Source organism: Octadecabacter arcticus 238 (assembly GCF_000155735.2).
Lineage (GTDB): Bacteria > Pseudomonadota > Alphaproteobacteria > Rhodobacterales > Rhodobacteraceae > Octadecabacter > Octadecabacter arcticus.
The window spans coordinates 2,095,146-2,108,447 of sequence record NC_020908.1; the positions used below are offsets into that span (position 1 = coordinate 2,095,146).

9 protein-coding genes and 2 pseudogenes are annotated in these 13,302 nt (G+C 55.6%); 5 read left to right on the forward strand and 6 right to left on the reverse strand.

Annotated features, from left to right (window positions below):
• Positions 1 to 21: 21 nt before the first annotated feature.
• Entirely contained in the window at positions 22 to 546 is a 525-nt protein-coding gene (locus OA238_RS10895) for a hypothetical protein (RefSeq protein ID WP_015495212.1), read from the reverse strand.
• A gap of 114 nt (positions 547 to 660) precedes the next feature.
• Between OA238_RS10895 and hemB the strand changes: the two genes are divergently transcribed.
• Entirely contained in the window at positions 661 to 1,671 is a 1,011-nt protein-coding gene (hemB, locus tag OA238_RS10900) for a porphobilinogen synthase (RefSeq protein WP_015495213.1), read from the forward strand.
• Positions 1,672 to 1,773: 102 nt separating this feature from the next.
• Positions 1,774 to 2,331 carry a lipid-binding SYLF domain-containing protein gene (locus OA238_RS10905; protein WP_015495214.1) on the forward strand — a complete coding sequence of 186 codons (558 nt, stop codon included), beginning with the start codon at positions 1,774 to 1,776 and terminating at the stop codon, positions 2,329 to 2,331.
• Positions 2,332 to 2,394: 63 nt separating this feature from the next.
• Here the strand turns inward: OA238_RS10905 and OA238_RS10910 are convergent, their stop codons facing one another.
• Complete coding sequence (locus OA238_RS10910; RefSeq protein ID WP_015495215.1) at positions 2,395 to 4,800, reverse strand: GcvT family protein; 2,406 nt, start codon at positions 4,798 to 4,800, stop codon at positions 2,395 to 2,397.
• A 217-nt stretch (positions 4,801 to 5,017) separates the two neighbouring features.
• On the opposite strand from OA238_RS10910, the gene OA238_RS10915 reads away from it, so the two are divergent.
• The 3 genes from OA238_RS10915 (at position 5,018) to OA238_RS10930 (ending at position 9,706) form a co-directional block, all read left to right on the forward strand.
• A complete protein-coding gene (locus OA238_RS10915; RefSeq protein WP_015495216.1) occupies positions 5,018 to 7,408 on the forward strand; it encodes a GcvT family protein in 2,391 nt (796 codons plus the stop codon).
• Complete coding sequence (locus OA238_RS10920) at positions 7,405 to 7,980, forward strand: nucleotidyltransferase family protein (RefSeq protein WP_015495217.1); 576 nt, start codon at positions 7,405 to 7,407, stop codon at positions 7,978 to 7,980. Before OA238_RS10915 ends, OA238_RS10920 begins: the two co-directional genes overlap by 4 nt.
• 233 nt (positions 7,981 to 8,213) lie before the next feature.
• Positions 8,214 to 9,706 (forward strand): IS3 family transposase gene (locus OA238_RS10930; protein ID WP_085982752.1). Its coding sequence is split into 2 segments (ribosomal slippage): positions 8,214 to 8,664 and positions 8,664 to 9,706, totalling 1,494 coding nucleotides; the frame shifts between segments, so codons are not numbered across the junction.
• Between the two features lie 30 nt (positions 9,707 to 9,736).
• On the opposite strand, the pseudogene OA238_RS34990 reads toward OA238_RS10930, so the two are convergent.
• The 4 genes and pseudogenes from OA238_RS34990 to OA238_RS31715 form a co-directional block, all read right to left on the reverse strand.
• Positions 9,737 to 10,444: pseudogene (locus OA238_RS34990) on the reverse strand (IS6 family transposase).
• A gap of 84 nt (positions 10,445 to 10,528) precedes the next feature.
• Positions 10,529 to 11,071, reverse strand: a complete 543-nt coding sequence (locus tag OA238_RS10940) for a flavodoxin domain-containing protein (RefSeq protein WP_015495220.1) — start codon at positions 11,069 to 11,071, stop codon at positions 10,529 to 10,531.
• A gap of 84 nt (positions 11,072 to 11,155) precedes the next feature.
• Complete coding sequence (locus tag OA238_RS28915; protein WP_338042830.1) at positions 11,156 to 11,605, reverse strand: ADP-dependent NAD(P)H-hydrate dehydratase; 450 nt, start codon at positions 11,603 to 11,605, stop codon at positions 11,156 to 11,158.
• Positions 11,606 to 12,075: 470 nt separating this feature from the next.
• Positions 12,076 to 13,282, reverse strand: a pseudogene (locus OA238_RS31715) (IS3 family transposase).
• Positions 13,283 to 13,302 lie beyond the last annotated feature (20 nt).

The window sequence follows — 13,302 nt, forward strand, 5'->3', positions numbered from 1 at the left end:
TGTCAACAGATAGACGCGCAATTAGAAGCCAGCGCCGACGGCCAAATTCTGATACATTCCAAACATCGCAGTGACGAAAATCGAAATCATGCCGATAAACTGCGTGATGACACGGTGCTTGGACAACCGTGCATAAAGCGCCTCCCCCTCGGGTTGTTCACGCGCAATCACTAGGGATGTCGACAGGCTCAGCGCGCCGACAAGGGTCAGCGGGAACGCCAACAAGAACACAGCCTGCGCTAATTCCACGTCATAGGCAAAGGCCAATATCGCCAACGACGTCAGGGCAAACGCCAAAAACGTCAACAACACCAAGCCCGACACCTGCCCGATATAGAGCAAACGGTTCACATTGATGCGCACCATATCGTGCAAATCAATTTCCGCCTGTCCACCCATCTTGCGGGCCTTTTGGATCATGTCGAACGGCACGCCCAAAACCCAATGGCTTACGGATGACCACACGACGGCCAGCGATATCCAGAACCAAAGGTTGCTGAACGATCGCATGTCGATGACTTCAAATAGGGTGTTGGTCCAGTCCACTGGCGGCAGCCTCGCATTTTCATCGCAATCTAGCTGTGCGTTGCGACAATGCCCAGACTTGTGATGCGCGCCGTTCCATGCCACCCAATCGGTGTGACTTGAAAGGCCCGCTCCATGACATTTCCCCCGCTTTCTGCATCGCCCCTGTTTTCGTCGTCCCGTCTGCGCCGCTTGCGCGCCACTGCGGCGCTGCGATCAATGGTGCGTGAAAACGTGCTGTCGCCCAGCGATTTGATCTGGCCGGTCTTTGTCATGGACGGCACCGACACCGAAGAGCCGATCCCATCTATGCCTGGCGTCTTGCGGCGCACGGTGGACTGCATCGGAGCGTCCGCAAAAGACGCCTACGCCCTTGGCATTCCAGCGATATGCATCTTTCCGTACACGAGCATGCAACACCGGACGCAAGATTGCGCGCTGGCATGGTCTCCAGATAACGTCGCCAACCGCGCGATCCGTGCCATCAAAGACGCAGTCCCCGATATGGCCGTGATGACGGACATCGCGCTCGATCCCTATAATATTGACGGCCACGACGGGTTCGTTGAAAACGGTGAAATCGTCAATGACCGCACGGTCGATGCGCTGGTAAAAATGGCGCTGACACAGGCAGACTGCGGCGCGGACATCCTCGGTCCATCCGATATGATGGACGGGCGCATCGGGGCCATTCGATCGGCGCTAGAATCCCATGCCCACCCAAATGTCACGATCCTCAGTTATACCGCGAAATATGCGTCAGCGTTTTACGGACCGTTTCGCGACGCCGTCGGCGCATCAGCCGCATTGAACGGCGACAAGAAAACCTACCAGATGGACCCCGCCAATTCGGATGAGGCAATGCGCCTCGTCGCGCGGGATCTGTCAGAGGGCGCAGATATGATCATGGTCAAACCGGGAATGCCCTACCTAGATATCGTGCGCCGCGTGAAAACAGAATTCGGTGTGCCGACGTTCGCCTACCAAGTGTCGGGCGAATACGCGATGATCCTTGCGGCGGTTCAAAACGGCTGGCTTGATCATGACAGCGTCATGATGGAATCGCTCATGGCGTTCAAACGTGCCGGTGCCGACGGCGTGTTGACGTACTTCGCGCCAGCGGCTGCGAAGCTCCTGAACGGCTAAATCCCGCTTCTCTGCATCTAGCTGCTGACAGGTAGCCAAATACCGCCTATGGTATCACCATATCGGGGGGCAAACCCTGAAACCAAATGGCACGAGGCAGTTATGACACTTATTTCAAGACGCAATTTTGCGCTGAGCGCGCTGGCGACCACGACCCTGTCCGCATGTGGCAACGGGATCGGCGGCAGTGGCGCATCTGTGATCGACGCGCGCGCCGATAGCACGCTGACCTTCATGTATAACAATTATCCCGGCACCCGCGACCTGGCAGGCAAGGCCAGCGGCATGTTGGTCATGCCCGTCGTCACCGAAGCAGGTCTTGGAATTGGCGGGTCATTCGGACGTGGCGCGCTGCGCATTGGCCAAACGACGGTGGATTACTATTCCGCCGCCGCAGCAAGTGCGGGCCTGCAAATTGGTGCGCAGCAATATTCAACTGTTCTGTTCTTTATGACGGAACAATCCCTGACCGATTTCCGCCGTGCAAGCGGTTGGGCAGCAGGCGCTGACATCGAATACGCGCTCAACTCCACGGGGGAGACATTGCGCGCCGAAACCACAACATCGCTTGCGCCAGTCATTGCGGTCGTCTTTGCACAGGCCGGTTTCCGCGCTGGTGCCACGATTGAAGGCACCAAATACACGCGCATCATTCCGTAAACCTGCGGCAAGTTTGGCGTACAACGTGTGTACAGGCTGTGTACAGCTTGTGTACGCTCTGTGTCACACCCTGAGCCGTGCCCCCTTGGGATCAAACGGCGGCTCGGCCAACACCACACCACGGTGCGGTTTGCCTAAAATCATAACGTCAACCGCGCTCCCCGCTGGGGTATCTTTGAGATAGCCAAGCGCTAGGCTCATTCCAACACTATAGCCATAGGCGCCGGACGTTACGCGCCCGACAGGTGTCCCATCAGGCAGGAAAATAGGCTCACCACCTGTCGCATCCGCCGTCGTGATCTGCTGCACCTCGATGAGCGATAGAACCTCACGTGATGGATTGTCTTTGATCTTTAAGTAGCTGTCTTTGTGCAAAAATTCCTTATTCAACTTGATAAGCCCATCAAGGCCAACTTCTTGTGGCCAGTATTCCGGTGAATACTCACGCCCCCAGCTTCCATAGCCTTTTTCAACCCGCAACGACATCAACGCCCGTGATCCAACCGGACCACCTTGCTCGATCCCGGCAGCCTGCAATAATGCACCATAAACAACGGCTTGATCCTCGGCTTTGCAGTGGACTTCCCAGCCAAGATCGCCAGTAAACGACACGCGCAGCGCCAGACAAGTTACGCCAGAAATTTCCAGCCACTTGGACCGCATAAACGGGAAGTCAGCCGTCGCAAGCGACGTGTTTGTCAACGTTTGCAAAGCCTTGCGCGACAAAGGTCCCGCAATATTGAACCCACACCACGCGTCAGTCATGCTCTCAAAGGTGACATCATCAGGCATCGGAACCATTTTCCAGAACCGCTGATGATACCGCTCAGCCATGCCGGACCCGATGATCCAAAATTCGTCCTCGGCCATGCGCGTGACCGTAAAATCGCCTGCAATCCCACCATTCACACCAATAAATGGCGTCAGACAGGATCGACCGATAGTTTTTGGCATTGTGTTGGCGAACACGGCGTTCAGCCAATCTTGCGCGCCAGCCCCTGTGCAGCGGTATTTGGCAAAGTTAGAAATATCAATGATACCAACCGATTGGCGCAACATCTTAGCCTCCCGCCCGACACTGTCAAACCACGGCTGGCGGGTGAAACCCGCGCTTTCAGGCGTGTCGGCATCGAAATAAAGCGGGTGTTCCCACCCGTAATTCAGCCCGAACACTGCGCCCATGTCGCGCTGTTGCTGATAGACGCTGCGCACCCGAACAGGCCGTCCCGCACTGCGTTCCTCGCCCGGGAAATGAATACTGAACCGATGCGCGTATTGGTCCCCGACCCGCGCTTTGGTGAATTTAGCATCGGCCCATTTACCAAATCTTGCGACATCCCATGCAAACATATCATAGGTTGATTCGCCTTTCGTGATCCATTCAGCCGCCATCAGGCCCATACCGCCCGATTGCGAAAATCCGGGGATAATACCATTACAACAAAAGTAGTTCGATAAATCAGGGTGCGGGCCAAACAACACGTTTGAATCCGGTGACCAAATCATCGGGCCGTTGATCACCCGCTTGATGCCAGCCTCCCCAACGACGGGAACGCGATCAATCGCGCGCATCATGTTGTCTTCAATACGCTCCAAATCGTCAGCAAATAATTCATGCCCGAACCCCTGCGGCGTGCCGTCTTCAGCCCAGAACCGAACATCTTTTTCATAGGCCCCAACCAGCAATCCCTGCCCTTCTTGGCGCAAATAATATTCGCCGTCACGGTCCGCGACGGATGGCAGCCGGCGATCCATGGCAGCAATTTCGGCAATGGTTTCGGTGACAAAATACTGATGTTCTGTCGGCAAAAGCGGCAGCGTAATCCCCGCCAGCGCCGCGACCTCACGACCCCATAGACCGGCCGCATTGATCACCCACTGGGCGCGAATATCGCCCTTTTCTGTTTCAACCATCCATGTGCCGTCAGGCTGTTGAACCGTCGCCGTAACCGGACAAAACCGAATGATTTCTGCCCCACGTTGACGCGCGCCAATGGCATAAGCGTTCGTGACACCGCTGGGATCGACGTTGCCGCCATCGGGTTCAAACATGATGCAGCGGATGCCGTCGTAATTGACCAGCGGATGCAGGGCCTCTGCCTCGCTGCGCGACACCTCATGGAAATTCATCCCGTAAAACTTTGCCTTGGCCGCTTGCAGGCGCAACTGATGCTCACGCTCCTCAGTCTGTGCAAGATACAGGCTGCCGGGCTGGAAAACACCGCACGATTGCCCTGTCTCGGCCTCAAGCTCATTGTACAGGTTCATCGTATAGTGCTGAATTCGTGAGATATTTGTACTGTCGTGCAACCCGTGGATGTTGGCCGCCGCGTGCCATGTAGACCCGCTGGTCAACTCATCGCGCTCCAGCAAAACCACGTCCGTCCAGCCGAGTTTCGCCAGATGATAGAGGATCGAGCAGCCAATAACGCCGCCGCCGATGACGACCGCTTGGGCATGTGTGCGCATCTTGGATTCCTTTTGATCACGGCCAAGGTGGTGCCATTGCGATGGCCCAAATTGCCAATCAGCGACGTCCTGTGTCGCTGTGCAACAAACCTGATCATCGCAGAGAGGCGTTCTCAATCTCAACGCCGCGCCTCAACGACATCCAACGTCGTTTTTGGGCACTCAACCCACCTAAGTCGGGCTAGGGTGATCGTGAATATACCCCAAGGATGTCGCTATGAAAAATTCCACTCGTGTTGTTGTTATTGGGGGCGGCGTTGTTGGCGCATCTGTCCTCTATCATTTGACCAAATTGGGCTGGTCGGACGTCATGTTGGTGGAACGCTCTGAACTCACGAGCGGATCCACATGGCATGCGGCTGGCGGGTTTCACACGCTCAACAGTGACACCAACATGGCCGCCCTTCAGGGCTACACCATCAAGTTGTACAAAGAACTTGAAGAGATCACCGGCATGTCATGCGGGCTGCATCATGTGGGTGGCGTGACGCTGGCCGACAACAAAGATCGTTTTGATATGTTGGTCACTGAACGCGCCAAACACCGCTACATGGGCCTTGAGACCGAAATCGTCAGCCCCGAAGAAATCGCCAAGATTGCGCCAATAACCAACTTGGACGGAATTGTTGGCGGGCTTTACGACCCGCTTGACGGGCACCTTGATCCATCGGGCACCACCCATGCCTACGCCAAAGCTGCGCGCATGGGGGGCGCTGAAATTGTCACCCACTGCAAGGTCATAGCCACCACGCAGCGGGCCGATGGCACATGGGACGTGGTGACCGACAAAGGCACGATCCATACCGAAAATGTCGTGAATGCCGGTGGCCTCTGGGCGCGCGAAGTTGCGGCTATGGCGGGTCATTACGCGCCGCTGCTACCGATGGAACACCAATATATCATTACAGACGATGTGCCTGAAATCTATGACCGTGACGCGGAACACCCACACGTTATGGACCCCGCAGGCGAAAGCTATCTGCGCCAAGAAGGTCGCGGGCTGTGCATCGGTTTTTATGAACAGCCCTGCCGCCCTTGGGCCCTTGATGGCACGCCGTGGGATTTCGGCCATGAACTGCTGCCAGACGATTTCGACAAAATCACCGACAGCATTGAATTTGCTTATAAACGTTTCCCTGTTCTGGAACGTGCAGGCGTCAAATCTGTGGTGCATGGCCCGTTCACCTTCGCACCTGATGGCAACCCGCTTGTTGGCCCGATTCCAGGGTTGCGCGGCTATTGGTCCGCCTGCGGCGTCATGGCAGGCTTTTCACAAGGTGGCGGCGTCGGCCTGACCTTGGCACAATGGATGATCGACGGCGAAGCCGACCGCGATGTCACCGCGATGGACGTGGCACGCTTTGGCGACTGGATCACACCGGGTTACACGCGCCCGAAGGTGGTGGAAAACTACCAGCGTCGCTTTTCGATCTCCTATCCGAACGAAGAACTGCCCGCCGCGCGGCCGCACCGCACCACGCCAATGTATGACATTTTCACCGATCTTGGCGCTGTCTGGGGCCAGCAATTCGGGCTCGAAGTGCCCAACTATTTCGCATCGGGCGATGAACCAACATTTGAATATCCGTCATTCCGCCGCTCAAACGCATTCGACGCCACCGCGCGCGAAGTCAAAGCAGTGCGATCCTCCGTCGGAATCAATGAGCTGCACAATTTTGGCAAGTACCGCATCACCGGACCAAAGGCGCGCGACTGGCTGAACCGGATCATGGCAGGCCGCATCCCCAAAATTGGTCGCCTCGCGTTAACTCCGATGTTGTCGCACAAAGGCAAACTCTTGGGTGATTTCACGGTGTCTTGTCTGGCAGACGATAAATTCCACCTGACCGCGTCTTACGGTGCGCAAGCCCAACACCTGCGTTGGTTCCTGCAGCATCAAGAAGACGGCGTCACAATCGAAAACATCAGTGATAAACTCAATGGCTTTCAGATCGCAGGGCCAAAATCCCGCGACCTTCTGGCGGCCTGCACCCGTGATCTGGTTGATATGAAATTTCTTGATGTGCGCAAAATGACCGTGGGCCAAGCAAAATGCACCGTGCAGCGGGTCAGCTACACAGGCGATTTGGGCTATGAAATCTTTTGCGATCCAATGGATCAACGCGCTTTGTGGAACGTGTTGTGGGACAACGGCACGCCTATGGGGATGACGCCCTTTGGCATTCGCGCGATGATGTCGCTGCGTCTGGATCGCTTTTTTGGCTCATGGATGAACGAATTCTCACCTGACTACACGGCGGCTGAAACCGGCATGGATCGGTTTATCAATTGGGACAAAGACTTTATCGGCAAAGCAGCGGCCCACAACGAGATACCTGCGCGTCAGCTCGTGACGTTCGAAGTAGATGCCGCAGACGCAGACGTCACCGCATATGAGCCGATCTTTATCAACGGAGAAGTTTTGGGCTTTTGCACATCTGGAGGCTTTTCGCATCACACCGGAAAATCCATCGCCTTTGGCCTGATCCCCAAAGAACATGCAAACGCCGGCCTTAAGGTTGAGATTGAAATCCTCGGAGACCGTCGCGCGGGAACCCTGATCAGCGACCCGATCTTTGATGCCGCTGGCACGCGCCTTCGATCATGATCGCAACACTTCTCCTCGCAGCTGGTCAATCATCCCGCATGGGCGGGCGCGACAAGCTGCTGGAAACTGTCGATGGGGTTCCGCTTCTCGCCCTTCTCACCGCCCGCGCGCTAAGTGTTGGCCCAACCTTTGTGACCCTTCCCAGCGCAGACCACCGGCGTCGGTTTGCACTGCCGCAATCGGCGCAGATCGTTGTGGTTGATGCGAATTTGGGTATGGCACACAGCATCAAAGCCGGCATCGCCGCCCTGCGCGACACTGCGACTGGCGTTATGATCCTGCCGGCCGACATGCCGGATATTACCGCCGCGGATATGGCCGTGGTTCAAGCCGCAGCCAACCTTTCGAGCGCGCCCATCGTGCGCGCCACCACATCCCAAGGTACTCCGGGCCATCCGATTTACTTTGCCGCGAGCCAGTTTTCCCGCTTTGATGACCTGCACGGTGACCGTGGCGCGCATCGCCTGACCATCGGGTTAGAGGATCAAACTTTGCTTGTACCGCTACAAGGCGACCGCGCGCGGCTTGATCTGGATACACCGCAAGATTGGGACGCCTACCGCGCCCGATAACCCACTCCTACCAAACGAAAAAAAACCAGAACGCATCACTGCATTCCAGCCCTTTCTTCTGCGTCCGACCCCACCCCAAATTTCAGGGGAAGATCGAACGGGGCTGCATATTCGTTTACCTCACCAGTAGTGCGGCTTCGTGTTTCTTCAGTGCGCGACGTGCCCCTCCGTGCCAATAAGCGTGAGACAATTGACTGGCTAAAGTTTACACTTGAGGGCGTAGGAGAAGAACCATGGTTATGCCTTCACAATCACCACTTTCGCCAGATGCTGGATCTGGAGCCGTTTTGGCCCCGACGTCACCTCCCCGCGTTGTTATTGCGCCGTTGGCTCCCACAGCGGAACTGACGAGCATCCCAAAGCGGCGCAACTTCACAGCCAAATACAAACTGCGCATTCTGGATGAGACGGACCAAGTGGCAGACACTGGCGGGGTTTCCGCCATTCTACGGCGGGAGGGGCTTTATTCCTCTGCACTGACCGATTGGCGCCGTGCGCGGGCGGCCGGCACATTGGGTGCATTGCAGCCAATGCGCCGTGGCCCACAAAAGGCACCTGCCAATCCATTGCAAGCTGAGCTGGCCAAGGCCAACCGTGAGGTGACAGCCTTGCGGCGCCGTCTGGATCAGGCGGAAGCCATCATTGCCATCCAAAAAAAAGTGGCGGGACTTCTGGACGAGATGGAGCAGACGCAAGAGCGCAGCGGCAAATCATGATGGCCGTCGCGATTGCATTGCCCACCGGCAGCGGCTTGACCTCGGCTGTCTGCGCCGCGCTATCATTATCGCGCGCGAGCGTTCTTCGACAGCGTGCGGCGCTGACGGCACCACCACGCACACGCCCACCGCGCGCAGCGTCTTCGCGGGCTCTGCCGGAAAGGGAAAGAGACCAGGTATTGCACCACCTGCGCGAACCCCGCTTTGCGGATCAGACGCCCACAGAGGTCTTTGCCACCTTGCTGGATGAAGGCACCTATCTGTGTTCAATCCGCACGATGTATCGGATATTGGCCGCGCAGGGCGAAGTTGGCGAACGCCGCCGACAGCGCACACATCCCGTCTATCAAAAGCCTGAACTTCTAGCTGAAGCCCCCAATCAGGTCTGGTCTTGGGACATCACCAAGCTGAGGGGCCCGGTGAAATGGTCCTACTTCTATCTCTATGTCATCCTCGACATCTTCAGCCGCCGCGTTGTTGGCTGGCGCGTCGAGCACGCGGAGAGCGCCAGCCAGTTCAAAGAGCTGTTCATCGACGCGATGGAAAAACACGAGGTTCCACGCGATCAGCTGACATTGCATGCAGATCGCGGTGGGCCCATGAAGGCAAAGACGACAGCCCTGATGCTGGTTGATCTTGGTGTGCTCAAGTCCCACAGTCGGCCCCACACCTCAAACGACAACCCGTTCTCCGAAGCCCACTTCAAAACACTGAAATATCAGCCAGAGTTCCCCAAGAACTTTGAAACCATCGAGCAGGCTCGCGCATTCTGCCGCAGGTTCTTTGCATGGTATAACCAAGACCATCATCACGCCGGGATTGGTCTGATGACGCCCGACCAAATCCATTTTGGGCAGGCCCAAGAAATCTACACCGCGCGACAAGCAACACTAGACGCGGCATTCCTCGCCACGCCCGAACGCTTCGTACACAAACCACCAAAACCGCCTCAAATCCCGACCGCCGTCTGGATCAACCCACCAAAACCAACCGAAGAAACCCAAGCCTAAAGTCCAAAAGCCACTGTCTCAAAGTCGTTGTCACGTTCCGGACAAGCCCAAGAGGCTTTCCACAAAGCGGGCTTCGCCTGTGACGCCGCGTGGCTTGCCTTGGACGTGTCCCTTTTTATGGTCCTGATGGCCTCAATCCCGTGCAAGGTAGCTTTGGCGGATTTTAGCGATCTGAAGCCGCACATCAGTATGATCAGTTCCTTGAGCGCCGCGCGATCACCCTCAATCCTATTGTTTCCCCACTTTCGATTGATCTGCAGAATCCCTTCGCTAGGGAGTTCGAAGCGGTTCATATCGCCGATCACGCGGTCATAGCTGTAGGTCTTGTCGGTGGAGATCAATCGCGGTTGATACAACCTGGCATTTTCACATTCCCGTTTGAGAAAAGCCATTGCTGCTCTGACGTCCCGTTGCGCTGTGAGGCGGCAATCACCAGCCAGCCTTGCTGATCCACGGCGCGCCACAAGCAGCGCCATTTACCTCCCACCCGAATATTTGTTTCACTAACGTGCCCGGTTCAGGCCACGCCACTACCGGTGTTTGAACGACCGTTTCGCGATCTCGGGGCCAAACTTGCGGCCCCATCAGTGGATCGTCAAAGCATCAAATTTTAATGCCACGCTCCGCCAGCAGATCCCACACATCATGTCACGAAAGAGAGTAGCGGCAATACCAACGTACTGCACACAGAACGACATCTGGCGGAAACCGATAATGCTTGAACGGATCGCCCTGCATGACGAGGCTCCAAGAGATAAGGTGGTCTCAAATATCCGTTCATCTACCGATCAATGCAACAGACCCGAATTGCCTCATCATCATTCAACTGCGGTCAGACGGTTGACCAAACAAAAACTCATCCACGTCTTCGCGCAACGCGCCCCAATCGGTAAATTCACACACGCCATCTACCAGTTCAATTTCGCGCCCTTCCAAAGCAACATTCTGAACAATCTGGCTTTCAAAATAGCCATAGCTGGCCGTGCGCACCGCACCGGCGAGCAACATTTCCTTATCGGGTTCAAATCCCGTGCGCATTTTCATTTCGATCAGATAGTCCTGCGCTTCTTCCCTGCCTTCTGGAAACGCCGCCTTTAGACTAACCGATATCAGAAGAGTGTCGCGCGCCCTTAGTGCATCACGGCTTGCACCAACCAGAACTTCAAAACCGGCAGGGTGGCGTCTTTCATGCACGGGGGCTGCCAAGACCACCTTGTCGATGCCGTCAAATGACAAGGCCGCCAACCTATCGTTAGTATCAAAAAGCTGAACGTCGTGGCCAGCTGAGCGCACCTGATTCTCTATGGCACCGACGATTTTGCGCGTTTGGCCTTCAACGGTCTCGAAAATGATGAGAACTTTCATCTAAAAAACCTTTCTCGTGGCTCACATCAAATGAGGGGTTTCCCATTTAGGACTGAGCCAACATGCAAGGCAAGCATAGGCATTCTAAGACATCGGGCTTTGTTCCAGATCAAACGGAGCGCTTGAAATAATCTTCCTAGGTACATCGAGCAATGCATTTGGAATGTCTTCCACGATCAGGCCGGGGCCGATGTCGTCTGGGCATAGCACGTGAAAGAGTGCCCCGAGAGCCGCAGTCTCGAACGCACCAAAACCGCGTGCCATGAGGCCCGTTATGAACCCCGAAAGTACGTCGCCCGACCCGGCCGTCGCAAGCCACGCGGCGCTTTCAAAAGCCGTCGAATTTATCATGACACAAGCACCATCTGGGCGCGCTATGATGGTTTTCGCGCCCTTGAACAGTATGATACACTCGAACCTTCGTGCGACGATTTGCGCCAATGAAACACGACAAGTCGTTTGATCAAATGCATCCGGTATCAGTCGGCGCATTTCCCCATCGTGTGGTGTCATGATCACCTGTGAATGGGTCACAGTCTCAATTTAATGCGGGTCTCACGCCAGCAGAGATAATGCGTCCGCGTCAAGACAAAGCGGGATTGGCATTGGCAGTATCTGGATTAATTTGGATCGGCTGTCCTTATCCAATCTGAGGTTTGGACCCAGGCAGACAGACGCCGGTCTATGGGCCAACAATTGGCCTGCGAACCCTATATCGTCATCAAAAAGGTTTTACCATGATCGCATCTAAACGTGCGGCATGTTCACCTACGCTTTCGTTTGTGCAAAAGACGCTTACAAGCCCTGCACAAATGCGCAGCGCCCCGCGTGCCGCCAATCTAGCGGCTCCACCCTGCCCCGGCCGCTCGGAAATAACGATGGCATGACCATGATCGTACTTATGCTGGTCGCCTCGTTTATCCAAACGTCGCGCCTGTTCTTGTGAAGTGGTCCTGGTTTTTAGGACAGATTTGCGGCTTGGCTAAGATGTACCAGGTTTCTGTTTATGCCACTTTTCGTATCTCCGCGTGGGTGAAGTATGCGATGTCCGGTGTCCGCTTATCAAGGGCGGTGTGAGGGCGCTCAGAATTGTAAAATCCAATCCAGTCATCGATGATCCGTTTCGCTTGGAAACCGTCGGTGATTTCATGCAGATAGGCGGCCTCCTGTTTCAACGACCGCCACAGGCGTTCGATAAAGATGTTGTCCAGATAGCGGCCCCTGCCATCCATTGAGATTTTGATTTTGGCTTCGGTCAAAGTTGTGATCCAGCCGGAGCCTGTATATTGGCTGCCCTGATCTGTGTTCGTGATCTCTGGCTTACCGTATTTGGAAATAGCCTCCTCCAGCGCCTCAACACAGAAGCTAGCATCCAGCGTATTTGAGAGCCGCCAAGTCAGCACCTTTCGCGTTGCCCAATCCATGATCGCCACCAGATACAGAAAGCCATTTTTGACTGGGATGTAGGTGATGTCGCTGCACCAAACCTGATTGGGCCGCGTGATTGGCAGCTTTCTTAGCAGGTATGGATAAATGTGGTGCTCAGGGTGCTTCTTGCTCGTGTTTGGTCCTTTGTACCCTCTCGTGCATGTAAAACATGCACTGCCGGGCAGCGGATGGCCTGTAACCCCATAACACCCATCAGGCGACGCACACGATGCCGTCCGGCAGAGAACCCCGACTGAGGAAGATAAGCCGCAATCTGGCGGCTCCCAAAGAACGGATACTTCGTGAATACCCGATCAATCTCATGCATCAGATCAAGCGTTGCCGGATCAAAACAAACCGGCGTGTAATAGATCGATGATCGGCTGATCTTCAGCAGTTTACACTGACGCGTCAGGCTCAGCTCGGTGTTCTCCTTGCGCCCTCTCATCGATCCTGAAGGATCGACTGCCGGGTGACAGATCATCTCGCGGCGTTCATTCGGGCTCATCGCTTTAGCCCTTGTGACAAAAAATCGTTCTCCACCGCCAGCTGACCTATCTTGGCGTGCAGGTCCTTGATCTCCCCGTCCTTATTCTCAGCCTTCTTGACCTTGTCGGAAAACACACCTGCCATGCCCTCAATCGCTTGCCGTTTCCACGTGCTCACCTGCGTTGGATGCAACTGCCGCTTGGCAGCGATCTCCTGAACCGTCTTGTCACCGCGCAGCGCCTCAAGCGCCACAGCAGCCTTAAACTGGTCTGAAAAGTGTCGTCGTTTTGTCATTCTCGTATCCATTTATCAGT

Excerpts from the sequence above, each read along its gene's own strand:
- hemB (WP_015495213.1), top strand. The coding sequence starts at position 661 with ATGACATTTCCCCCGCTTTCTGCATCGCCCCTGTTTTCGTCGTCCCGT.
- OA238_RS10905 (WP_015495214.1), top strand. The coding sequence starts at position 1,774 with ATGACACTTATTTCAAGACGCAATTTTGCGCTGAGCGCGCTGGCGACC.
- OA238_RS10910 (WP_015495215.1), bottom strand. The coding sequence starts at position 4,800 with ATGCGCACACATGCCCAAGCGGTCGTCATCGGCGGCGGCGTTATTGGC.
- OA238_RS10915 (WP_015495216.1), top strand. The coding sequence starts at position 5,018 with ATGAAAAATTCCACTCGTGTTGTTGTTATTGGGGGCGGCGTTGTTGGC.
- OA238_RS10920 (WP_015495217.1), top strand. The coding sequence starts at position 7,405 with ATGATCGCAACACTTCTCCTCGCAGCTGGTCAATCATCCCGCATGGGC.
- OA238_RS10940 (WP_015495220.1), bottom strand. The coding sequence starts at position 11,071 with ATGAAAGTTCTCATCATTTTCGAGACCGTTGAAGGCCAAACGCGCAAA.